The organism is Shewanella sp. CG12_big_fil_rev_8_21_14_0_65_47_15 (genome assembly GCF_002783505.1).
GTDB lineage: Bacteria > Pseudomonadota > Gammaproteobacteria > Enterobacterales > Shewanellaceae > Shewanella.
This window is the reverse complement of the sequence record NZ_PFGL01000036.1, coordinates 1-24750: the sequence shown is the minus strand read 5'-3', so window position 1 is coordinate 24750 and position 24750 is coordinate 1. Positions and strand designations below refer to the sequence as shown.

At 48.6% G+C, this 24750-nt stretch carries 19 protein-coding genes; 17 read left to right on the top strand and 2 right to left on the bottom strand.

Annotated elements, in window-relative coordinates:
* The first annotated feature begins 61 nt into the window (after positions 1-61).
* The 8 genes from COW15_RS09675 (at position 62) to tilS (ending at position 9779) form a co-directional block, all read left to right on the top strand.
* On the top strand, positions 62-559 hold the full coding sequence (locus COW15_RS09675) for an OmpH family outer membrane protein (protein ID WP_037458306.1): 498 nt from the start codon (positions 62-64) through the stop codon (positions 557-559).
* Positions 560-562: 3 nt separating this feature from the next.
* Entirely contained in the window at positions 563-1588 is a 1026-nt protein-coding gene (gene lpxD / locus COW15_RS09670) for a UDP-3-O-(3-hydroxymyristoyl)glucosamine N-acyltransferase (RefSeq protein WP_293632336.1), read from the top strand.
* A gap of 31 nt (positions 1589-1619) precedes the next feature.
* Positions 1620-2084 (top strand): 3-hydroxyacyl-ACP dehydratase FabZ, encoded by a 465-nt coding sequence (fabZ, locus tag COW15_RS09665; protein WP_293632334.1) that lies wholly within the window; start codon positions 1620-1622, stop codon positions 2082-2084.
* Positions 2081-2851 (top strand): acyl-ACP--UDP-N-acetylglucosamine O-acyltransferase, encoded by a 771-nt coding sequence (gene lpxA, locus COW15_RS09660; RefSeq protein ID WP_293632332.1) that lies wholly within the window; start codon positions 2081-2083, stop codon positions 2849-2851. Before fabZ ends, lpxA begins: the two co-directional genes overlap by 4 nt.
* A gap of 114 nt (positions 2852-2965) precedes the next feature.
* Positions 2966-4123 carry a lipid-A-disaccharide synthase gene (gene lpxB / locus COW15_RS09655; protein WP_293632330.1) on the top strand — a complete coding sequence of 386 codons (1158 nt, stop codon included), beginning with the start codon at positions 2966-2968 and terminating at the stop codon, positions 4121-4123.
* A complete protein-coding gene (gene rnhB, locus COW15_RS09650; RefSeq protein WP_293632328.1) occupies positions 4123-4752 on the top strand; it encodes a ribonuclease HII in 630 nt (209 codons plus the stop codon). The genes lpxB and rnhB overlap by 1 nt, the downstream gene beginning before the upstream one ends.
* A gap of 117 nt (positions 4753-4869) precedes the next feature.
* Positions 4870-8343 (top strand): DNA polymerase III subunit alpha, encoded by a 3474-nt coding sequence (dnaE, locus tag COW15_RS09645; RefSeq protein ID WP_293632326.1) that lies wholly within the window; start codon positions 4870-4872, stop codon positions 8341-8343.
* A 53-nt stretch (positions 8344-8396) separates the two neighbouring features.
* Complete coding sequence (gene tilS, locus COW15_RS09640; RefSeq protein WP_293632324.1) at positions 8397-9779, top strand: tRNA lysidine(34) synthetase TilS; 1383 nt, start codon at positions 8397-8399, stop codon at positions 9777-9779.
* 80 nt (positions 9780-9859) lie between these two features.
* On the opposite strand, the gene COW15_RS09635 is transcribed toward tilS, so the two are convergent.
* Positions 9860-10750 carry a GGDEF domain-containing protein gene (locus tag COW15_RS09635; RefSeq protein WP_293632384.1) on the bottom strand — a complete coding sequence of 297 codons (891 nt, stop codon included), beginning with the start codon at positions 10748-10750 and terminating at the stop codon, positions 9860-9862.
* Positions 10751-10920: 170 nt separating this feature from the next.
* Between COW15_RS09635 and COW15_RS09630 the strand changes: the two genes are divergently transcribed.
* Entirely contained in the window at positions 10921-12867 is a 1947-nt protein-coding gene (locus COW15_RS09630) for a monovalent cation:proton antiporter family protein (protein ID WP_293632322.1), read from the top strand.
* A 150-nt stretch (positions 12868-13017) separates the two neighbouring features.
* On the opposite strand, the gene COW15_RS09625 is transcribed toward COW15_RS09630, so the two are convergent.
* The gene (locus COW15_RS09625) at positions 13018-13227 is read right to left on the bottom strand and encodes a cold-shock protein (protein ID WP_293632321.1); all 210 of its coding nucleotides are present in this window, start codon (positions 13225-13227) and stop codon (positions 13018-13020) included.
* A 522-nt stretch (positions 13228-13749) separates the two neighbouring features.
* On the opposite strand from COW15_RS09625, the gene COW15_RS09620 reads away from it, so the two are divergent.
* The 8 genes from COW15_RS09620 to COW15_RS09585 all read left to right on the top strand — a co-directional run bounded on the left by COW15_RS09620 (position 13750) and on the right by COW15_RS09585 (position 24484).
* The gene (locus COW15_RS09620) at positions 13750-15573 is read left to right on the top strand and encodes a DUF885 domain-containing protein (RefSeq protein WP_293632320.1); all 1824 of its coding nucleotides are present in this window, start codon (positions 13750-13752) and stop codon (positions 15571-15573) included.
* Positions 15574-15785: 212 nt separating this feature from the next.
* The gene (locus COW15_RS09615) at positions 15786-19001 is read left to right on the top strand and encodes a DEAD/DEAH box helicase (protein WP_293632319.1); all 3216 of its coding nucleotides are present in this window, start codon (positions 15786-15788) and stop codon (positions 18999-19001) included.
* A gap of 44 nt (positions 19002-19045) precedes the next feature.
* Positions 19046-19807: a phosphatase gene (locus tag COW15_RS09610; RefSeq protein ID WP_293632318.1), complete on the top strand. Its 762-nt coding sequence runs from the start codon at positions 19046-19048 to the stop codon at positions 19805-19807.
* On the top strand, positions 19797-20879 hold the full coding sequence (gene rfbD / locus COW15_RS09605) for a dTDP-4-dehydrorhamnose reductase (protein ID WP_293632382.1): 1083 nt from the start codon (positions 19797-19799) through the stop codon (positions 20877-20879). The genes COW15_RS09610 and rfbD overlap by 11 nt, the downstream gene beginning before the upstream one ends.
* 283 nt (positions 20880-21162) lie before the next feature.
* On the top strand, positions 21163-21966 hold the full coding sequence (gene cysQ, locus COW15_RS09600) for a 3'(2'),5'-bisphosphate nucleotidase CysQ (RefSeq protein ID WP_293632316.1): 804 nt from the start codon (positions 21163-21165) through the stop codon (positions 21964-21966).
* A gap of 69 nt (positions 21967-22035) precedes the next feature.
* Complete coding sequence (gene mak / locus COW15_RS09595; protein WP_293632315.1) at positions 22036-22953, top strand: fructokinase; 918 nt, start codon at positions 22036-22038, stop codon at positions 22951-22953.
* 153 nt (positions 22954-23106) lie between these two features.
* Entirely contained in the window at positions 23107-23805 is a 699-nt protein-coding gene (locus tag COW15_RS09590) for a YdcF family protein (RefSeq protein WP_293632381.1), read from the top strand.
* A 4-nt stretch (positions 23806-23809) separates the two neighbouring features.
* Entirely contained in the window at positions 23810-24484 is a 675-nt protein-coding gene (locus COW15_RS09585) for a DUF2982 domain-containing protein (RefSeq protein WP_293632313.1), read from the top strand.
* Positions 24485-24750: the final 266 nt, after the last annotated feature.

Sequence of the window (24750 nt, the reverse complement as noted above, 5' to 3'; positions counted from 1 at the left end):
CATACACTCGGCAGGTTTTGCTGAATATAACAAAGGTAACAAGGAGTCTATTTTGAACAAGATGGTAAATCGTGCCCTGATGACGTTAGTCTTATTAGGTGCGCCGTTAGCAGCACAAGCTGAGAATATTGCCGTAGTGGATATGGGTGCTGTGTTTGAACAGTTACCACAACGTGAACAGATCTCTCAATCTCTGAAAACGGAGTTTGGTGATCGCATGGCAGATGTTCAGAAAATGCAGGAAGAAATGCGTTCTCTGATGGAGAAGCAGCAGCGTGACGGCGCATTGATGAATGACGCGCAAAAAACTGAGCTGGTTCGTAAAATGGAGTCGCTAAAATCTGAATATCAGTTAAAGGGTAAAGCACTGGATGAAGACTTACGTCGTCGTCAAGGTGAAGAGCAAAACAAACTGTTAGTTAAAGTGCAAAAAGCCATTAACACTATCGCTGAAAAAGAAAAATACGATTTAGTCTTACAACGTGGTGCCGTCATTTATGTTAAGCCAAATGCTGACATCAGTGGCAAAGTGGTTGAAGCCTTAAGCAAAGGCAAGTAATAGATGAAAAGTGTGACTTTAAAAGAGTTAAGCCTGTTATTGGACGGTGTGATCCAAGGTGACGATACGTTAGTGATAACTAATGTCGCGACCCTAGAACATGCTAAAGCGGGTCAAATCTCTTTTTTAGCCAACAGCAAATACCGTACTCAGCTTGAGGCAACTCAAGCGAGTGCGGTGTTATTGTCGGCTAAAGATGCGCAGGACTATCAAGGTACTGCATTAATCGTAAAAGATCCCTATGTGGGTTTTGCCCGCGTAGCTCAGTTTTTAGATACCACGCCTAGGGCGGCTATGGGGATTCATCCTTCCGCACAAATTGACCCTTCTGCCCAGTTAGGAGAAGGTGTGTCTATCGGTGCCAACGCCGTGATTGGTGCGAATGTTATCCTCGGTGAAAATGTGCAGATTGGCGCAGGGACTGTGATTGGGCAAGATGCGATCATAGGTTCAAACACCCGTCTTTGGGCGAATGTGACTGTGTACCATGACGTGCAACTTGGCCAAGATTGTATTATCCATTCGGGCGCAGTATTAGGCTCAGATGGTTTTGGTTATGCCAATGAACGTGGTCAGTGGATTAAAATTCCACAAACGGGCGGTGTGCGTATTGGCGATCGGGTTGAGATTGGTGCCAATTCAACGGTAGATCGCGGAGCATTAGGCCATACCGAGATCCACGATGGTGTGATTATCGATAACCAAGTGCAAATTGCCCATAATGATATCATCGGTGAGAATACTGCCATTGCTGGCAGTACCACCATTGCCGGCAGTGTCACTATCGGCAAATACTGTATTATTGGTGGCAATAGCGCTATTGCGGGCCATTTGTCCATCACAGATGGTGTGCATATTTCCGGTAGTACTAATATTACCAGTACGGTGCGCGAGCCCGGTTTATACTCGTCAGCCACTGTGGCAATGGACAATAAACTTTGGCGTAAAAACACAGTGCGTTTCCGTCAATTGGACGAGCTGTTTCAGCGCGTGAAGACGTTGGAAAAGAATTTAAAAACACCAGATTAATTGCCCCAAGGCAATTTGAGGAACAAGGTTCGTGTCTAATCAAATGAACACTATGGATATTACGGAGATCCTTAAGTATCTGCCCCATAGATATCCATTCCTATTAATCGATCGCGTGCTGGACTACACCCCGGGTGAGAGTCTACAGGCGATTAAAAACGTCACTATTAATGAGCCCTTTTTTCAGGGACACTTTCCCGTGCAGCCAGTGATGCCAGGTGTGCTCATTTTAGAAGCGATGGCACAGGCGACGGGTTTACTTGCCTTTAAAACCATGAGTGATGACGTGCCGCCACCGGGCGTGCTGTATTACTTCGCGGGTATCGATAATGCGCGTTTTAGACGTGTGGTTGTGCCTGGCGATCAAATCCATTTTGATGTCAAAATGATTAAAGAGCGCCGCGGGATTGGCGTTTTCTATGGTGAGGCCAAAGTGGATGGTGAAGTGGTTTGTTCCGCTGAAATCATGTGTGCCCGCAGAGAGATTAATCAGTGATAGATACATTAGCGTTTGTGCATCCCGATGCAAAAATTGGTAACAACGTCACCATAGGTCCATGGAGTTATGTGGGCGCGGGTGTCGAAATTGGTGATGATTGTTGGTTAAGCTCCCACGTAGTGGTTAAAGGCCCAACGGTTATTGGTAAAGGCAACCGTATTTTCCAATTTGCCTCCGTGGGTGAAGAATGCCAAGACAAAAAATACGCTGGTGAACCGACACGCCTTATCATAGGTGATAACAATGTTATCCGTGAGCATGTGACTATTCACCGCGGTACAGTTCAAGATAACAGTGAGACCCGTATTGGCTCCAATAACCTGTTTATGAACTATGTGCATATCGCCCATGACTGTGTGGTCGGCAATAACGTTATTTTGGCGAACAATGCATCAATTGCCGGCCATGTACATGTGGGTGACTGGGCGATTTTAGGTGGCATGACAGGGGTTCATCAGTTCGTGCATATCGGTGCCCATGCCTTTACCGCAGGATACTCTTTGATCTTGCAAGATGTGCCGCCTTTTGTGATGGCATCGGGTCAGCCGGCTATTCCGCGCGGTTTAAATAGCGAAGGTATGAAGCGTCGTGGTTTTTCTAAGGAAAGCCAGTTGTCGGTTCGCCGTGCCTATAAAACCTTATACCGCAGTAGTTTAACGGTAGAAGAAGCGATGGAAGCCTTGGCTGAGGATGCACAAAACGATGAACAAGTGAGCTTGCTCCTTGAATTTGTCAAATCGTCGAGCCGTGGCATTATTCGCTAACTCGATAAATGCATAAAAAACAAAAGGGCATTTTTATGCCCTTTTGTTTTATGGGTTTGGAATGATGTTTTTTACCTCATCCACTGTCATTAATTCATGGGATGTGATTGGTTTATGAGCAATAAAACTCCATTAGTGTTTGCCATGGTTGCCGGAGAACTCTCGGGCGATATTTTAGGTGCAGGTTTAATGGCGGCGCTGCAAAAGCAGCATCCCGATGCACACTTTGTCGGTATCGGTGGCCCTCGAATGGAGGCCCTCGGTTTCAAATCCCTGTTTGCGATGGAAGAACTCGCAGTGATGGGCATTGTTGAGGTCCTATCTCGTTTGCCGCGTTTACTCCACGTACGCTCCGCGCTGATTAAATCCATTACTGAACTTAAACCCGATTGCTTTATCGGTATAGATGCACCGGATTTTAATATCGGCTTAGAGCTTAAGCTGAAGGCGCGCGGCATTAAGACGGTCCATTATGTGAGTCCTTCCGTGTGGGCGTGGCGCCCCAAACGTATTTTTAAAATCGCCAAGGCGACCAATATGGTGCTATCACTGTTGCCCTTTGAGAAAGCCTTCTACGATCGGCATCAAGTGCCTTGCACCTTTGTAGGCCATACCTTGGCCGATGATATTCCCTTGCAAAGCGACAAGGCCGCGGCCCGTGTATTGCTCGGGTTAGATGCCGATGCCGAATATTTGGCGATTCTTCCCGGCTCCCGTGGCGGTGAGTTAAAACAATTAGCCGAACCCTTTGTCAAAGCGGCGTTGCTGATTAAAGAAAACTTCCCCGATATCCGTTTTGTCACACCATTGGTAAACCAAAAGCGCCGTGAGCAGTTTGAACAAGCGCTAAAAGATTTTGCGCCGGATCTTGAAATTCACATGGTCGAAGGCCAGTCCCGTGAAGTGATGGCGGCGGCCGACGGCATTTTACTCGCATCTGGTACCGCGACCTTAGAGGCCATGTTGGTCAAGCGTCCTATGGTGGTGGCGTACCGTGTGAGTCCATTAACCTACCGCATTGCCAAGGGCATGATGCAGGTCGAGCGTTTTTCTTTGCCGAATTTGCTTGCTGGAAAAGATCTCGTGCCTGAGCTTATTCAAGACGATTGCACCCCAGAGAAGATTGCCGCAGCGGTGACGGTTGAACTCAGCCGCGATTTTGCGCCGCTTAAAGCGGAGTTTGAGCGGCTCCATAGGATGCTTCGTTGTGATGCCAGCCAAAAGGCCGCCGAAGCCGTACTTGCGCTCGTAGACTCGAAGGAGACAAATTAATGACTGTCTTTAAACTGTTAACCGAGTCCGATATGAGGGCCTTTGCGCAGGAACTCATTGCTGGTGTCGATGAAGTGGGCCGTGGCCCCTTAGTCGGCGATGTCGTGACTGCGGCTGTGGTGTTAGATCCCAATAGGCCCATCAGTGGACTCAATGATTCGAAAAAGCTCAGTGAGAAGCGCCGCGAAGCCTTGTTCGATGAGATTTGTGAAAAAGCCCTGTGTTACCACGTTGGCCGCGCAACCCCGGCTGAAATCGACGAGCTTAATATTCTGCACGCCACTATGCTCGCCATGCAGCGCGCCGTAGCTGGGCTTAACATCGCGCCTAAGCTCGTTTTAGTGGATGGTAATCGTAGCCCCGCGTTTAGCCACAATGGCCTGCCTATTGCCAGCCATAGCATTATTAAAGGGGATGGTTTAATTGCCAGCATCAGTGCGGCGTCGATTATCGCCAAAGTGACCCGTGATCGTGAGATGGACGCGCTCGATGCCGCTTATCCCCAATACGGTTTTGCCAAGCATAAGGGTTACCCCACTAAGGCGCATTTTGAGGCCATTGCCCTGCATGGTGTTTTTGACCAATATCGGAAAAGTTTTAAACCCGTCAAGGCATTACTGGAGGACTAACGCGTATTTTTACGCCATAGTCCCAGTTATCCAGCAAAGTCACTAGCCCTAGGTGCGTGACTTTGCTAGTCTGCTTTTTAGTTATTGTTAACCTGCTAGCCAAAGATAATCCTAATTATGTCCGATCCTCGTTTTGTGCATCTTCGTGTCCACAGTGACTTTTCTATGTCCGATGGCGTAGCCAAAGTTAAGCCTATTCTTGCCCAAGTTGAGGCATTAGGCATGGCTGCGGTGGCATTAACCGATCAAAACAACTTCTGTGGTTTAGTTAAATTTTACAGTGGTTGCCATGGTGCGGGGATTAAACCCATTATCGGGGCCGATTTTTGGATGCAGGTGCCAGGGTTTGAGGGGGAATTGTGCGCCTTATCCATTATCGCCATGAACAATGTGGGTTATCAAAATCTGACTCAAATCATCAGTCAGGCCTATTTACGTGGCCAGGTGGCAGGGCGAGTGGTGATAGACCAAGAATGGTTGCTCACCTATAACGAAGGCATTTTATTGTTATCGGGCGCCAAAGAGGGCGATCTCGGTAAGGCGCTACTCAAGGGCAATGGCACCCAAGTCGAATCCTTGTGCGAGTTTTATCAAACCCACTTTAGCGATCGTTATTTCCTCGAGCTTATCCGCACGGGGCGTGCCGATGAGGAGCGTTATCTGCATATGGCGGTGGCCTTAGCGCAGGAGAAAGGCATTCCTGTGGTCGCGACCAATCAGGTGGTGTTCCTCAAACCTGAAGACTTCGACGCCCATGAAATTCGCGTCGCGATCCACGATGGTTTTACCCTTGCCGATCCCCGCCGCCCTAAAAAGTACAGTGAACAGCAATATTTACGCAGTGAAGATGAAATGTGCGAGCTATTCGCCGACATTCCTGCCGCGCTGTCCAATACGGTGGAAATCGCCAAGCGTTGTAATGTGACCATACGTTTGTACGAGTATTTCCTGCCTAACTTTCCCACGGGCGATATGTCCATCGAAGACTTCCTCGTCGATTGTTCGAAGAAGGGGCTTGAGGAGCGGCTCGAATTTTTATTCCCTGATCCACAGGTGCGCGCCGAGAAACGTGGCGAATACGACGAGCGCCTCGATATCGAATTGCAAGTGATAAACCAGATGGGATTCCCTGGTTACTTCTTGATTGTGATGGAGTTTATCCAGTGGGGTAAGGACAACGGCATCCCTGTAGGGCCGGGGCGTGGCTCGGGTGCGGGTTCGCTTGTGGCCTATGCGCTGAAAATTACCGACTTAGATCCCCTCGAATTTGACTTGCTGTTTGAACGATTTCTCAACCCAGAGCGGGTTTCTATGCCCGACTTTGACGTCGACTTCTGCATGGATAGACGTGATGAGGTGATTGACCATGTGGCCGAATTATACGGCCGCGAGGCGGTGTCGCAAATTATCACCTTCGGTACTATGGCGGCAAAAGCGGTTATCCGTGACGTCGGCCGAGTGCTAGGTCACCCCTATGGTTTTGTTGACCGCATTTCAAAACTGATCCCACCAGAGCCCGGGATGACGCTGGCCAAAGCCTTCGAGGTCGAGCCCGCGCTGCAGGAGTCCTACGACGCCGATGAAGACGTGAAAGATCTGATCGACATGTGCCGCAAACTCGAGGGTGTGACCCGTAACGCGGGTAAGCACGCGGGTGGCGTGGTGATTGCGCCGACTAAAATCACCGACTTTGCGCCGCTCTATTGCGATGCTGAGGGTAAAAACCCAGTAACCCAGTTCGATAAGAACGATGTTGAAACCGCAGGTTTAGTGAAATTCGACTTCTTGGGGTTACGTACGCTCACTATCGTCGATTGGGCGCTGGAGATGATCAACCGGGTCGAGGTTAAAAATGGCCGACCTCCAGTACGCATTGAAGCGATTCCCCTAGATGACGCGGCCTCATTTCGCTTACTGCAACGTTATGAAACCACTGCGGTATTCCAGCTTGAATCCCGGGGTATGAAGGATTTGATCAAGCGTCTGCAACCCGACTGTTTCGAAGATATGATCGCGCTTGTGGCCCTGTTCCGTCCAGGGCCGTTGCAATCGGGCATGGTGGACAACTTTATCGAACGTAAGCACGGCCGTGAGGAAGTGTCTTATCCCGATTCCCAGTACCAGCATGAATCCTTAAAAGAACTGCTATCGCCGACCTATGGCATTATTTTGTACCAAGAGCAGGTGATGCAGATTGCACAGGTGCTGTCGGGTTATACCCTCGGCGGCGCCGACATGCTTCGCCGAGCTATGGGTAAGAAAAAGCCCGAGGAGATGGCTAAGCAGCGGGGGACCTTTAAAGAGGGGGCGATTAAAAACGGTGTCGACGGTGAACTGTCGATGAAGATTTTCGACCTAGTGGAGAAGTTCGCCGGTTATGGTTTTAACAAATCCCACTCCGCCGCCTATGCCTTGGTCTCCTACCAAACCCTGTGGTTAAAAACCCATTATCCCTCCCAATTTATGGCGGCGGTGATGTCCGCGGATATGGATAACACCGACAAAATCGTCACCCTAGTCGACGAGTGCGAGCGCATGGGACTCCCTCTGATCCCGCCGGATGTGAACAAGGGCCTGTTTAAATTTACCGTCGATGATGATTTGCGCATCGTATATGGTATCGGCGCCATTAAAGGGGTTGGTGAAGGTCCGGTAGAATCAATTTTAGAGGCGCGTAAGGATGGCCCCTTCGTAGATCTATTCGATTTTTGCGCCCGTATCGATTTGAAAAAGCTCAATAAACGCGTTATTGAAAAGCTTATCTGCGCCGGCGCCTTAGACACGCTCGGGCCGCATCGTGCTTCTATGATGGCCACCTTGCCCGAGGCTATTCGCGCCGCCGATCAACATGCTAAAGCCGAGGCGATTGGCCAACACGATATGTTTGGTTTACTCAACAGTGAACCCGAAGACAGCAAGCAGCAATTTGTGGAATGTACGCCATGGCCAGATAAAATTTGGCTAGAAGGCGAGCGTGAAACCTTAGGTCTGTATTTGACCGGCCACCCGATCAATCAGTATTTAAAGGAACTTAAGCACTACACCTCCGGCCGTTTGAAGGATGTGCATCCCACCGAGCGGGGTAAAACCGTTAAAGCGGCGGGCTTAGTGGTCGCTACTCGGGTGATGCTGACTAAACGCGGTTCCAAAATGGGTTTGTTGACGCTTGACGATAAGAGTGCGCGTTTAGAAGTCATGCTCTTTACCGAAGCCTTTGAGAAGTTTAATCATCTGCTCGAGAAAGACAGGATCCTGATCTGCGAAGGCGAGGTCAGCTTCGATGATTTCGCCGGCGGTAACCGCATGACGGCGCGCAATATTATCGATATTGGTGAGGCACGTAGCCATTTTGCCAAGGCGCTAGAGGTTGATCTCGATGCGGCGCAGCTAACCCCTGCGATCTTAGACAATATTGAGCAGACTATGAGTCCATGGCGAAACGGTGCCGTGCCAGTGCTCATTAATTACAGCCAAACCCAGGCTCGGGGACAGTTTAGATTAGCCGACGGTTGGCGGGTCAATCCCAGCGATGAGTTGGTCTTTGCCCTCGAAACCTTACTCGGCCCCAACAAAGTGCGGATTGTATTTTAAACGGGTCTTTGGCTTAAAGCTCAAATTTATACAGTATTATCAAAGGATAATGGATGTCATTCCCCGATCTCTGTGCCCATATCAGCACCTTTTTAGACTCGCTTAGGGTGAAAGCGGGTTGTCAGTTAGTGCTGGCTTACAGTGGCGGAGTCGATTCTGAGGTCCTGGCCTTTGGTCTCGCTGAATATGCTAAACAGCATAGCGAGTTTCGCTACCAACTTATTTATGTTCACCACGGTCTTAGCCCCAATGCGGATGATTGGGCGCAGCATTGTCTGACTAGGGGCTCATTCTATGGGTTACCCGTCACGGTTGAGCACGTGACGTTGCACCTTGGCTCGAGGGTGAGTGTAGAGGCCGAAGCGCGGCGAGCCCGTTACCTTGCCATTGAACAACACCTCGGGGCCGATGATTATTTGCTGACGGCGCACCACGAGGACGATCAACTCGAGACTATATTGCTGGCGCTTAAACGGGGCCAAGGTCCTAAGGGACTGGCGGCCATGGGACAAATTCAGCCCCTAGCGAAGGGGACTCAAGTTCGACCATTATTGGATGTGAGTCGTAGCCAGATTGAAGCGTTTGCCAAAGCTCAGGGTTTAGTCCATATCGAAGATGAAAGTAATCAAGATGATAAGTTCGATCGCAACTTTTTACGCCTTGAGATCATTCCCCGTCTGAAGAGCCGTTGGCCGAGTATTGCCACGACAGCGAGCCGCAGTGCGTTTCTGTGCGCCGAGCAGCAAGCCCTAGTGAACGAGGTCGTCGGTGAGCATTTACCCCAATGGCTCACTAAGGCCACTTTTAGCCAGCAAACCGTGTTAAATCTCGAAGGATTTGCGGCGCAGACACCCCGTTGGCAATCCCTACTATTACGTGGTTTTATTGAATCCCAGGGATTTGCATTGCCTTCCTTAGTACAACTCAACCAAATTATTTATCAGCTACTGAGTGCTAAAGAAGATGCAAAGGTACAGATCCGAATTGGGGATTGTGAGCTGCGCCGTTTTGCCAATCAGCTTTATGTGTCGAGCTTTATGCCCCCGAACAAGTTCATCAAAACTCGAATTGTGATCCCCCATGATAGTCTTAACCCCTTGATACGCGGGGAGTCTGACTCGCTTTGTATCGCTTTGCCGCAGGGAGGACCGTTGCAATTAAGGCTCAGCTCTTCAGGGCCACGACTGCGTTTGCCTATGTCCGATGAAGTCGTGAGTGTTCGATATCAATTACCGGGGCAACTGCGTTGCCATCCCCACTATCGGAGTAGGGGGCGCGAGCTTAAAAAATTACTACAGGAATCCGCCGTTCCACCTTGGCTGCGCGGGCAGCTTGGCTTTCTATTTTACGGTGAGCAGCTAGTGATGGCGCAGGGATTATGGATTGAAAAAGCATTTTGTGTTGCAGGTGATGGGGTGGGTATAGTGTTTGGTTGATGCGAGTGGTGATATTTTTTAATCCGATGTTTACATTCAATAGCTAACGGCTAACGACAAATGAGCATCCCTGCCCGCCACTAAGATAATTGTTCTAGGTTAAGTTGGTAACCATTTCGACCGGATGCTTTCGCTCGATACAAGGCTTTATCGGCCAGTTCATAGACTTGTTCGGCCTCTAATGCCTCCCCCGACTCCGCCGCGCCTAAACTGCAGCTGACGCCAAATTGGTCGAAGCTATCATGTTGGTTTGTGGCTGTGACTATGCGCTCGCACAATAATCCCGCAGCATGGATATTCCCCTGCACAATGATCACAAACTCATCGCCACCGATGCGAAACGCCTGATCTGTGTTACGTATTGTGCCGCGAATAATGTCGCCAAATTCCTTAAGAATATAGTCACCACACTTATGCCCATGCCTATCGTTAAGTTGTTTGAAGTTATCTAAATCCAACACGATAAGCGATACCGAACCTTGTTTTCGATGGGCCCTAGCGATGGCATTTTTAAGGCTTTGGGTATAGTAATGCCGATTACCTAGGCCTGTCAGCGAGTCAAACATGGCTTGCATCGACATTTCTTGGTATTGCATGGCATTGAGCAAAGGCTGAAGTAGCAAGGGTTCTATTTCTTGCAATAGGAGCTTTTGTGAAGGCGTGAGCGGCGTGAGCAACTGATAGTGGAGATTGAGCGGCATCCCCCCATTAAGTAATTGGCGCTTAAGGCTAATGCCATAGCGTTTTCCCCAACTCAACTTATATTCATCATTGGTCAGGCGTATCCCTTGAACCGGCAGGTATTGTCCCAGCACTTTGCCATAACAGGCAAAGACTGTCCTCGGATCTAAGCTAGCATGCAGCTGCTGGATCACTTGCACTAGGTCCAGTTGCTGCGCACTGGAGCTATATGTCTCTGTGGGATAGTGGTATTCGTCAGGATACAAGCTTGTCGCTAGGCCAAAATCCATCATTATTACTCCAGCAAATAGAATTGCGGTACGTCATTTGGCTTACATTTAGCAAGTTTCATGCCGTAACTATTGTTAATATAATTTGTCTTTGTTTGTCATTCGGTTAAGCTTAAAGCTCGTTGAGGTATTTTTGACGCGCCAGCAATTTGACAGGAGTTATCGAGTCCATGGAACACGGTTTCTTGATCCAAATTTTACTCATGTTAGTGATTGCTATCGTGGCTATTGCGCTGCTTAGGCGCATGGGGCTGCCTGCTATTTTGGCCTATCTATTAACGGGTGTCGTCAGCGGCCCAAGTGGCTTCCACTGGTTTACTCAACAGCAAATGCAGTCGGTAGCCGAACTGGGAGTGGTACTGCTTATGTTCACTTTGGGACTTGAGTTTTCAGTCCCTCGACTTTGGGCGATGCGCAGAACGGTATTTGGTCTTGGCAGTGCCCAGGTTGTGGTCACTACCTTGCTCACTATGCTGGTGGTCTTACTCTGTGGGCTCAATTGGATCCAAGCCTTAGTCATAGGCGCGGCGATAGCCCTGTCATCCACTGCGATAGTGCTTAAATTGCTCAATGAGCAGGGCTGGCTCAGGCGTCGCCACGGCGAGCTTTCTGTCAGTGTATTGTTATTTCAAGATTTAGCCGTTGTTCCACTGCTTATTCTGCTGCCCTTGCTCGCGAATAATGATGAGCCCTTAATGCTAGCGGGCATTGCTTTTGCCCTGCTTAAAGGCATTTTGGCATTCTTTCTATTGATGGCGTTTGGGAAGTGGGCATTGCCACGACTCTTCGATGAAGTTGCACGTTCTCGCTCTAATGAACTCTTTGTCCTGTCGACACTGGTGGTGGCCTTAGTGACGGGCGCGTTTACCCAATGGTTGGGGTTATCTATGGCCCTTGGTGCATTTATGGCGGGGATGCTCTTAGGCGAGAGCCAATATCGGCGGCAACTCGAGGCGGATATCAGGCCGTTTCGCGATCTACTCATGGGGCTGTTTTTTATTTCTATCGGCATGATGCTGAACTTTGAGTTAGTGATGCGTTTTTGGTGGCAAATATTGCTGATCCTATTGGCGGTTGTACTAGGTAAAGCATTGATTATTCATGGGCTGCTACGGCTTATTGGCGAACCATTTCGCATTGCTCTGAGCACGGCAATGAGTTTGGCCCAGGTCGGTGAATTTAGTTTTGTCGTATTAGCCCTTGCCGTTAATTATCAGCTTCTAGACACTGAAATCAGTACCATGCTCGTCATGGTCGCCGTGCTGTCCATGAGTATTGCCCCTTGGTTAGTGCGCCATAGTGTCGATATTGCGAAATGGATGTTGGGGATACGTCAGTCACAGCATAGGGATGATGTTGTTCCTATCGTGACCGATGAGCATGATTTAGTCGTTATTTTTGGCTATGGACGGGTGGGGCAGACCATCGCCCGATTTTTAAAAACGGAAGCCGTGCCCTATCTCGTGCTAGATCTTGATCCTACACGGGTTTCTGAAGCCCGACGAGCGGGTGAACCCATTTACTTTGGTGATGTGTGTAAGAGAGCAATCCTGAAACAGGTGGGGATCAAGAGGGCAAAGATGATCGTTATTACCTTTTGCGAATCCCGCAGCTTAGAGGAAGCGTTACCCCTATGTAAGTTGCTTGCTCCCGATGCGAAAATCTTAGTTAGAACCCGTGATGATAGCGATTTAGATCGGCTGCAAAAGGCAGGGGCTAATCAAGTGATCCCCGAATCGTTGGAGGGAAGTTTAATGTTAGTGTCCCAGGTGTTGCACCAGTGCGGGGTGCCATTAGCACGGATATTAAAGCGCTTGGAATCTGAGCGACGTAATCATTATCAATTTTTACATGGTTTTTTTTCGGGAACTGAAACAGACTTCACCCTAGAGTCGTTGCATGCGGTATCACTGCCCCGTGGTGCGGATGCCGTGGGTAAAATGGTGGCGGATATTGATTGGGCTTTGTTGCGGGTTGAGCTGAGGGCAATACGCCGTTGCGGGGCTGAGGTGGAGCATCCCGGACAGGATTGGATCTTTAGTGCTGGGGATATTTTGCTGGTAGTAGGTAAACCTCGAAGGCTTGAAAAAGTCGAGGCCAAACTTTTGCATGGCTAATGATTAGTGCATGACTAATGATTAGTGCATGGCTAATGGTTAACGGCTGCTGAGGGATAAAATACAGCAATAAAAATGCCGACGTAATGTCGGCATTTTTGTCTGCAATCTGTTATCCGATTAATCTATCCCTTGCGAGATAAGGATTAATTACAGAACAACAACGTTCGCAGCTTGAGGACCTTTTTGGCCTTGTTCGATATCAAAAGAAACCTTTTGACCTTCAGCAAGGGTTTTAAAGCCTTCTGAAACGATTGCGCGGAAATGAACGAATGCGTCAGCGCCACCATTGTCAGGAGAAATAAAACCGAAACCTTTTTCTTCGTTAAACCATTTAACTACACCAGTAGTTTTAGACATGAATGTCTCCAAAATTTTCAAACAAAATAATTCGCAATTATGCGGGAACTTAGCCAGAAATAGAATTATTTACATTGATGATAAGTTATGAGTGGAAAGCTTCATGACAGCAAACAAATTACAGGGTGCAGCGAAGGTTTTCAAAAACATAATATTGCTTATAAATAGGTCTGAATCACAGGCCGAGGTGCAGAGTAACACACTCTGATCTTTTGTATAGTTTTATTTTTAATCGCCACGATACCCTAGAGCGTACTTTTAAAAGATATTGAAAATAAAATATTTTTTAACTATGCATATTCAAATAGATAGACATTTTTTACCCTTTAATGTGTTTGGCAAAATAAGTTTTGACGCTCAATTATAATTTCCCTTAGATGGGGGATTACCCCTACCGATGGATTGCAATGATTCGTTACGTTATTAAATTGTTGCTTAAATGTGCTAGTGATATTATCACTGCCGAATAGGGATCTTGTTGCTCTATTTAGCCCACAGATAATGAGACATGGAGACTTAAGTTTGAAAACAGTATTAAAACGAATTGGACTCGGTAGTTTACTTTTGGTGTTACTTTTGAGTGCCTTGGCAGCGCATGAATGGTTTGCGAAGAAGCCCTTTTTCTTTCGTGCTTTTTTAGACCGAAGTGTTGTTAAAATGGCGTTTGAGAGCCCTGAAACCTTAACTTCTCTGGGTTTCTTAGAATCCTTTGGGATCACAGGACATAACGCACAGTTAGATGATGATAGCCCAGCGGCGATGGATAAAACCTTTGCCCAAGTGCGTGTGCTGCGAGATACATTGCTCAGTTATCAAGATACGGATTTAGATGAAAATCAACGTATTTCTAAGGACATCGCCCTCTATCTGGCCGATTTCGCCCTCGCAGCTGAGCCCTATCGTTACCATGATTATCCACTGAATCAGCTGTTTGGTGTGCAGAATGGTTATCCCAGCTTTATGCAGGCCCAGCATCAGGTTCATTCGGTCGACGATGCTGAAAACTATCTTGCCCGCCTGCAACGGGTGCAAACTAAATTTGCCCAAACCATGGAAGGGCTCACACTCAGAGAATCTAAGGGCATTATTCCGCCAAAGTTCGTGATTGAGCGGGTACTGACTGAGATGAATGATTTTGTCGCGACACCTATTCAAGACAATATTCTCTACAGTTCATTCAAAACTAAATTGGCTGACACGGATATCAGTGCCGATGAGCAAGCGCGTTTATTGGCTGCGGCTGAAGCGAACATAAAAGCTTACGTACACCCTGCATATCAATTATTTATCGATTACTTTACCCAGTTACAAGCCAAAGCGGGGACGGATGACGGTTACTGGGCGCTGCCTAACGGCGATGTAGCCTATGAACAGTTGCTGAAGTTTTTCACTACCACTAACTACAGCGCCGATGAGATCCACGCCAAAGGACTTGCTGAGGTGGACCGTATTCAGAGCGAGATCATGACTATCTTAGCCGCGCAGGGTTATGATGTCAGCCAAGGTTTTTCGGTTGCAATTGAGTCATTAGCCGCCGATCCCAAGTTTTATTATGAGGATAGCGATGCGGGTAGGGCGCAAATCCTCGTCGATTATCAAGGGATCCTCGATGAAGTGAACGCGGGACTGGGTAATGCCTTCCGTATTCGCCCAGAAGCGGGCATGGAGGTGGTACGTATCCCTGAATTTAAAGAGAAAACGGCGCCAGGTGCCTATTATCAACAGCCCGCCATCGATGGCAGTCGTCCCGGTCGTTTCTTCGCGAACCTCTACGATATCAAGGCGACCCCTAAATATGGCATGCGCACCTTGGCCTACCATGAGGGCATTCCTGGGCATCACTTTCAAATTGCCGTTGCCATGGAGTTAGAAGGTCAGCCGATTATCCGCAAGATGGCGCCTTTTACGGCCTATATTGAGGGTTGGGCACTCTACAGTGAGCGTTTAGCTTGGGAGCTGGGTTTCCAAAAGGACCCCTTTGATAATATTGGCCGATTACAGGCGGAGCTGTTCCGCGCCGTGCGTCTAGTGGTCGATACGGGTATTCACCATAGCCGCTGGACTCGCGAGCAGGCCATCGACTATATGAAGAAAAACACTGGCATGTCCGACCGTGATGTGACCGCCGAAATTGAACGCTATATAGTGATGCCGGGTCAAGCGACCGCCTATAAAGTCGGGATGATGAAAATTCTGGAGTTAAGGGAGAAGGCTCAGTCGGCGCTTGGAGATAAGTTTAATCTGCGGGATTTTCACGATGTGGTGCTGAAAAATGGCGCTGTGCCGTTAGATATTCTGGAGAAGCTCGTTAACCGTTATATCGCGGAAACGAAAAGTAGCACCTGATAAGTTAGCTTTTTTAGCTGTGATTTTTGCTGCTAGTTTCCCGTCTGATACCTTCGAGTTGCCGTCTTTAGGTACTCGAAGGTATGTTCTATTACCGTGATTCTGGCTTTCCGCCAAGGCTTTCAATACAATCCCAATCACTCATTATTAAATGTCCGTGGGCAATAGCGCTATTGTCTCTATGGGCAATTTGTCGTTGCAAGGTTTTGCTGATGAATCGCTTGTCCCCCCAAGAGCCTATCCAATTGACTCAAAGTACGATTGAGTCATTATTCACGCCGCCAACACTGATGCGCGCCCGTGATTATGTGATGAAAGGGCGAGTGATAAGTGCAAAGGCCAACGCCGATTTTCGCCATATTGAGGGGCAAGTCAGTGGTACGGAGCGAACGCCCTACCGTCAGGATATTCGCCTCTTCAGCGTTAACCATAAATTGATTATGAATGGTTTTTGCTCCTGCCCTGCGACTGGGCATTGCAAACATCTTGCCGCGGTACTTTACAGTTTACTCAGTGATAAAACCGTTGAAGATCAGCGCATCGCCCAGTGGTTGCACTTACTCGATGAGGCCGATGATCCTAAGCTTTATGAGGTCGAACAGCTCTATGCGGATAGGGTGCTCTACGTGCTGTCGAAGGATGATAACGGTGTTTTTATCGAACTGCGCTGCGGCAAGCTAACGAAGAATGGCGGTTATAACAAGGGTTCTAAAATAGCCCTGTCCGATGTGCAATATTTTATGCCCGCCTGGATCGGGGCCGAAGATGTGCTCATTATTAACCTTATTATGTCCACTCGCCGCCACGGCAGCTCTCGTCTTTATTTAAAGGCACAACTAGGGGCGGTGGCCCTCGATAAAATGCTCGCGACTGAACGCTGTTTTTGGGAGGAAAGTCGCATTGCCCTTAGCCGAGGGGAACCCATAAGCCCGACATTTGTTTGGAATGACATCGATAATGAGCATAAACAAATGCAACTGGTACTCGCGGGTAAGGATAACTGGGAGCTTATCCCCACGGAGCCGCCCGCCTATATTGAACTGGATTATTTCCAGATTGGGCCGGTAGAAACAGATATTGGTATTGATAAATTAATGCTGTTAAATCATATGCCGCCTGTACCTAGCTCGCAGATTGAAGCCGTGAGCCATAAGCTTATAAAACATTTTTCCGTTGAAACTGTGCCAACGCCCCTTGCGATTGATTTTGTCGAACTGCGCTCGCCCTTACAGATCCGCTTAACGCTAACCTCATTGGCATTACCCGAGTTTGCTATGGCGCAGCCATTTGTGTTGCTGGAGTTTGTCTATCAGGATGTAGTGCTCAGTGGTCGCCATATCGATGAAGCACTCTCTTTAGTCAATCAGGGGGGGAAAACATACCAAGTCATGCGGCAGTTAGCGTTGGAAAAGGAGGCAATTGAGCGTTTGATGGCCCTCGATTTTGTTGAACTTGCACCAGCTTCTCTGCCCAGTAGCACTAGCTTAACCAGTATGTGGAGTTTGGGTCCATTACCTGAGGCTATTAAACAGTGGTTACAGTTTATCGAGCAGCGCATCCCCGAGTTGGAAAGCTGGGATTACCAAGTGTGTTATGCCGATAATTTTAGCTTAAATGTGATCGACACGCCGTTGGCAATTGAGCTGGATGATTCACAGGACGGCTGGTTTTCCCTGTCACTCAATGCGGATATTGATGGTCAAAGTATTCCCATGCTGCCGCTTATTGCCACTTGGCTTAAACAGCATGGCGAGCCGGCGGATAATGCTGAACTGTTACTCCCAAGCCCAAATGGGACTTGGCTAAAGGTTAAAGCCAGTGTGATCAAGCCATTAGTGAGTATTATTTTAGAGCTATTCGATGGGCATAGGGGCAACAGTGTCTCTTTACCTAAATATCGCGCCCATCTACTCAATGACTTTGCTGAGAGCGATATTCGTCTGCTTAATGGCCAGCGAGTCCTTGAGTTAGCGACAAAGCTTGAAAACTTTAATGGCGTAGTCGAGGTTGCAATACCTGAAGCGCTAGGAGCCAAGTTGCGTCATTATCAGCAGCAAGGGTTAAATTGGCTTTGTTTTTTAAAGGAATATCAGCTTGGTGGTATCTTAGCCGACGATATGGGACTGGGTAAAACGGTCCAAACCTTAGCCTTTTTACTTCAGCAACGGGAATTAGCCGCCGCGGGGGCGAGTCCAAGCCTGATTATTTGCCCCACCAGTTTAGTGGGCAATTGGGCCAAAGAGGCCGCTAAATTTGCCCCTTCGTTAAAGCTGGTGGTGATCCACGGCGCTTTGCGTAAGCCTTTGCTCGAACGCTTAACCGAATACGATATAGTGGTGACGACCTATCCGTTAATTGTGCGGGATAATGAATATTATCAGTCACATAAATTTGAGCATATTATACTCGATGAAGCCCAGCAGATAAAAAATGCCCAAGCGAAAGTGACTCAAATCATCAAGGAATTACAGTCCCCCTTTAGATTATGCCTAACGGGGACACCGCTGGAAAACCACTTAGGCGAGCTGAAATCCTTAATGGATTTTAGCTTGCCTGGCCTCTTAGGTACTAATGCCTTCTTTAACAAATCCTTTAGACACAGCATCGAGCGCTATGGTGATAGCGAAAAGGCTAAGATATTAAGCCAGCGTATCGCCCCCTTTGTGCTGCGCCGAACTAAAGATGAAGTCGTCAGTGAATTACCGCCAAAAACGGAGATCTCCCAGAGCCTAGAGCTAGAAAAGGATCAGCGTAATCTCTACGAGAGTATTCGGCTGGTGATGGAGAAAAAACTGCGGGATTTATTTGCCACCCAGGGCGTTGGCAGTAGTCATATTGAGTTTCTGGATGCCTTACTTAAGCTGCGCCAAGCCTGCTGTGATCCTAGGTTGGTGAAGTTAGAACAAGCGCAGAAAGTGAAGAATAATGCCAAGTTAGACTGGCTGAAACAAAACTTGCCCGAGATGGTGCAAGAGGGACGTAAGATATTGATCTTCAGTCAGTTCACTAGCATGTTAGGCTTGATTGAAGCTGAGCTTATGGACCTAGGGCTCGATTACAGTAAGCTCACGGGGCAGACTCGCCTGCGCCAAGCGCAGATAGATAAGTTCCAAGAGGGTGATACGCCCGTATTCTTAATCAGCTTAAAAGCCGGCGGAACTGGGCTTAATCTCACCGCCGCCGATACGGTTATCCATTACGATCCTTGGTGGAATCCTGCGGCGGAAAAACAAGCCACGGACCGCGCCCATCGTATCGGCCAAGAAAAACCCGTATTTGTCTATAAACTGATTGCAGAAGGCACTGTAGAGGAAAAAATCCAAGAAATGCAGCAACATAAGCAAAGCTTGGCGGACAGTATTCTCGAGGGCAAAGGTAAGGGAACATGGCAAGGCAGTGCGGATGAATTGCTGTCACTGTTTAGCTAATGCTTATGTACTTAATTGATTGAATTATCTGACTGAGGTGAACCATGCAGTACCAAGTCGACACTCATACCCATACCGTGGCATCGAGCCATGCATACAGCACTATTCATGATTATATCGCCGTGGCCAAGCAGAAGGGCATTCGCCTGTTTGCGACCACGGACCATGGTCCCGCCATGGCCGATGCGCCGCATTTTTGGCATTTTGTGAACTTAAGGGTGTTGCCGCGCATGGTCGATGGCGTCGGGATTTTGCGTGGCATCGAAGCCAATATCAAGAATATCGACGGTGGGATTGATTATTTCGGCGATTATTTATCCCAGCTCGATATTGTGCTCGCGGGATTTCACGAGCCTGTTTATCCGCCATCGGATAAGGCGACTCACACCACAGCCATGATTAATGCGATTAAGAGCGGTAAGGTCGATATCATTACCCATCCGGGGAACCCTGCTTATCCTATTGATATTGACGCCGTTGCCCGCGCCGCTGCCGAATACGGTGTGGCATTGGAGATCAATAATTCCTCCTTCGAGGTGTCTCGTAAGGGCAGTGAGGCCAACTGTACCGCCATCGCTAAGGCGGCAAAGGAATTTGGGACCATTTTGGTTATGGGATCCGACTCCCATGTTGCCTTCAGTTTAGGGGAGTTTGGCTGCGCTCAAGCCATTATTGATGCTGTGGCTTATCCCGAATCTCGCTTACTTAATCGCAGCCCTGCTGCATTGCTGGCCTTTTTAGTCGGCCGCGGCCACCAAAGCGTTGCCGATTTGGTGGCCCTTTTTAATGATGACAATGATAAGTAAGCACTTGGCTTACCCAGAGGATGCCAAGGGCAATGGGCCGCAAGCCGTGCTTATCACGGGGGCCGATAGTCAACTGGCTAAGGCGCTGCAACGTAGGGCCAGCGCTATTGCTCAGGCATTTAGTACTCAGGCATTTAGGTTAATTCCCCTGACGCGAGAGCAACTAGATATTAGCGATGCATTGGCTGTGGCCAAGGCATTTAGCGAATATCGCCCGGATTGGGTGATAAATTGCGCCGCCTACAATGGGGTAGACTATGCCGAGCGCGAACCAGATCTCGCCTACAGGGTTAACTCACTCGGCCCTGAACTTCTTGCGAAACAATGCATTAATCTCGATGCACGTTTAGTACATATCTCCAGTGACTATGTCTTTAGTGGCGTGGTGTTTAGTGGCGCTTTTGACGGCAATGCAGTGAACTCAGATGCCAGCCTGCTGCAAAAAACATCCCCCTACCTGGAAACCGATCCCCCTTCGCCTCTGTCCGTTTACGGTAAAAGCAAATTGGCGGGTGAGGATGCGGTACTGAGACTGCTAGGTGAGCGCGCCATAGTGATTAGAACCGCCTGGCTCTACGGCCAAGATGGGCATAATTTTGTAAAAACCATGCTTAAGCTGATGCAAACCCAAGCGAGCCTAAATGTGATTGACGATCAAATCGGCTCGCCCACTTGGAGTGATGCGCTGGCGTATACTGTCTGGCAGCTGATCCTTAAGCAGGGGCAGGGTGTGTTCCATTACGCTGGCCTTGGTGAATGCAGTTGGTATCAGTTTGCCTGCGAGATCCAACGTCAAGCGCTTCAATTCAAGTTGTTAACCAAACAAATTCCCATAGTGCCCATCGATAGCGCAGGCTATGCCGCTAAGGCTTTAATGCAGGGAAAATCCCTTGCATTAAGGCCTAGTTACAGTGCACTTTGCAGTGAAAAATTGCAGCATTTTATCGCTATGCCAGCGTTACAGACACAAAATTTACCGACACACAATTTACAGGATCATCAAGACCCTCTTATGTCGATAGTGTGGCAGGACTGGCGGCAACAGCTCAAGGCCATGTTGCAATCAATATAGATTGTGAATGTGAGCATTATAATCGCGCACCGTTATTTGTAGCTGTCGATAGCTATTTTGCCAGCATTCGCGCCTGTGAATACGAATGCAACTGCACCTATGGCTCTTTTCAGTCGGTTGGGCTTGGCTTAGACTCGGGGAGCCTAAGTGTTTTACCCTAGGCTCAATAGGTGTCAGTGGCTTTCTTAGTCGATTTTGCTCGATGTATGATGAATTTGTTCTTAATTTTCAATCTATGGCGATGGCATAATGCCAAGATACTCAACGGATAAAGGACATCGAAATGACAGATAAGGCGACACTGGCGCCCCTCACTAAGCAAGATTTGCTGGCGGTGGTGCAGATAGCTAAAGCCGCGGGCGAGGCCATTATGACGATTTACGGTCAAGATGACTTTTCCGTGAGCCATAAGGGCGATGATAGTCCGGTGACGGCCGCCGATCTTGCCGCCCACAGTGTGATTGTGGCAGCACTGGCGGAGCGATTTGTGGGTATTCCCGTGATGTCCGAAGAGGCCGCCGAAATCAGTTGGGATGAACGCAGGCAATGGGACACCTATTGGTTGATCGACCCCTTAGATGGCACCAAAGAGTTTATTAAGCGCAACGGTGAGTTTACGGTCAATATTGCGCTTATTCATCAAGGAGTTGCATTGGCTGGGGTTGTGTATGCCCCCGTGCTTGGCACCTATTATTATGGTGCAAAACATCTGGGTGCTTGGCGGCAAAAGGCGGGGCAGGAAAGCCCATTACTGGGGGCGAGTCACCCGCGGCAGATACCGATAGTCGTCGGCAGTCGCTCGCACTTAAGCCCTGATATCGCTGAGTATTTGCAGCATTTGGGTGCTCACGAGATGCTCAGCGTCGGCAGTTCTCTGAAGTTCTGTATGTTGGCAGAGGGGGAGGCCGATCTCTACCCTAGATTAGGCCCGACCAGCGAGTGGGACACGGCTGCAGCACAGGCCGTACTGGAAAGTGCAGGCGGAAGCGTCGTCTGTTATGACTCTGGTTTACCCTTAACATACAATCAAAAACCAGCAATATTAAACCCTTACTTTATTGCCACAGCCCCTGGCTGGGTAGCATAACCATAACGATGGATCGAGTGCGGTATATTCACTCGACAACACGGCAAGATAACATTGGAGTAGCGATTCATGATACGCATGGGCATCGATTTAGGCGGAACAAAAATAGAATTAGTGGCCCTAGGCGAAGCAGGCAATGAGCTATTTCGCAAGCGTGTCACGACACCGCGTGACTATCAGGCAACCCTTCAAGCCATTGTGGATTTAGTCAATGAAGCCGAAGCAACCTTAGGTGAAAAAGGCACTGTGGGGGTGGGGATCCCCGGCGTTATTTCTCCCTATTCAGGTTTAGTTAAAAATGCCAATTCCACTTGGATTAACGGTCATCCGCTCGATGTGAATTTAGGTGAATTGCTTGGGCGTGAAGTGCGTGTTGCCAATGATGCAAACTGTTTTGCGGTATCAGAGGCGGTCGATGGTGCGGCCGCAGGCAAGTCCGTGGTATTTGGCGTGATTATCGGTACTGGTTGCGGCGCTGGTGTGGCGATTAACGGTAAAGTCCATGCCGGCGGTAATGGGATCGGTGGTGAGTGGGGGCATAATCCACTGCCTTGGATGACGAAGGAAGAGTTCAATACCACCCGCTGTTTTTGTGGTAACCCAGATTGTATTGAAACCTTTATTTCCGGAACGGGTTTTGTCCGCGATTATAATGCGGCACTAGAGGCGGCGGGCAAAAGCCGAGCGCCCGCGAAATCGGGGGCCGATATTATGTTATTAGTCGATCAAAATGACGATATCGCCGTCGCTGCCTTTGATCGCTATATGGATAGGCTCGCCCGATCACTGGCCCATGTGATTAATATGCTTGATCCCGATGCAATTGTGCTGGGGGGCGGCATGTCAAATGTTGAGGCGATTTATCCAAGATTACCAGCCTTATTAACCCGTTATGTGGTTGGCCGTGAATGCCGCACCCCTGTGGTCCAAAATCTTTATGGCTGTTCATCGGGCGTTCGCGGCGCCGCTTGGTTGTGGGAAAAATAATCTCTGTAATACCCGTACTGACTTTTATACCATCGCCCAGCTTAATGCTGGGCGATGCGTTTATGGCACTTTTGGTGCTATGATGGCGCTTTTTTAGGGGAACTTGGTATGGATATCTTGTTTTGGGTAAAAAAAGTGGTTTCTCAGGGGATCATGCCTATTCCCTTTATCCTACTGTTATTGCTCGTTTCATTATTAGTTTGGCGCCGCCGTAGCCTAGCTAAGTGCTTAGTAGCGGGGGCATTTTTCCTGTTACTTTTTCTCGCTAGCCAACTGAGTGTCAATACCCTAGTGCGGCCGTTAGAAGCACAGTATCCGGTTAATTCCGCCGCTATTTCCGGCCAATGCTATGTGATGGTATTGGGTTCGGCCCATTCCGATATCCAAGGTGCAACGGCGGTGCAATCCCTTTCTGCCGTAGCCCTTGCAAGACTCTCTGAAGGAATACGGCAGCTTAAGTTAGGTCAGGATTGTAAGTTGCTGGTGAGCGGTTGGGGGGGCGAGCTAACTCAGATCCCCCATGCTGAAATGATGGCAAATGCTGCCGTTGAGCTGGGTGTCGATAAAAATCAGATCATTCCATTTCCCCTCGCGCGGGATACCTTAGAAGAAGCGCAATATGCAAAATGGGAGCTAGGGGAAGAGTCCTTTCGCTTAGTCACGTCGGCCTCCCATATGCCAAGGGCGATGGCAATTTTCACCGCTAAAGGGTTACATCCTAGTGCGGCGCCAACGGATTTTAGGGCGCGGGATGACTTTGGTTGGCGCGTGACGGGTGACAATTTATTAGCCTCCCAGCGGGCGATTCATGAATATATTGGCCGTTTATGGTTATGGGTAAAACAGGAATAAAAAGATGACCTTAGAGTCAAATGTCGTCTCGATTCGGCCGTTGTCAAAGCGCAATGGGCTGACGTTAACTTGGATTGGTGCCAGTGCTGTTATGCTGGGCCTTGGTTTGTTTATTGTTTTTCCTGACCTAATGGCGGTAGGTTTAGTCTTTTTTAGTTTAGGGGCCATTGCCTTGATCTTAGGTTTAGCTAAGGTTTATGAACCGGAAACGACCATTAGTCTCGACGAACAGGGACTGACCTATTTCCATCGCCGCGGTAAGGTGTTCATCACTTGGGATAATATTCAGCGGGTCGATATTCCGAGGGTAACACTGGGGGTGGATACGATTGAGCTGTCCTATTTAGGGATAAAATTCAAACACCTTAATCCCATACTCGATAATATTTCCCTGCGTTTAGCCGCGGGATTATTAACGGAGCAGCGCCCTTTGTTAGTCACTGCGGCCTCCCAGCAGGAGGACCTCGCCACCCTCGAAACTTACCTAGGGGCTGAATTTAGCCCGCTGGTGGTCGAAGGGGACCGTTATCGCGGCGTGTTAGCGATGTTTGGCCACCGCTGTGTGATGCTCAATACCCACTTGGGCTATCACCTTTATATTCCCCACGACAGTTTGGACCGAGACCCAAAAGAATTTATTAAACTGTTAAGGCAGCGTATTGTACAGGGGATGTCATAGTTAGGCCTAAGGGCTCTACTAAAACGAGAAGATCACTGGTGCAACAATGGCAATCTTAACTATCCCTCTAGCTTTGCGTTCAGCTAAAAAGCTATTGCCCCAAAGTGTGTTTCGCAGTTCAAAAGGGGAATAGGCCAAGTAAAGCTTTGCCTATAGAAAAGTTGATGGTTCGACTTAGAAGTTATGTATCCCATCTTTTTCGTAGTTTGAATGCTTTAATCAAAATCAAAGTCGTGGGGCTTCACCCCACACCCGACCAAGGAGGA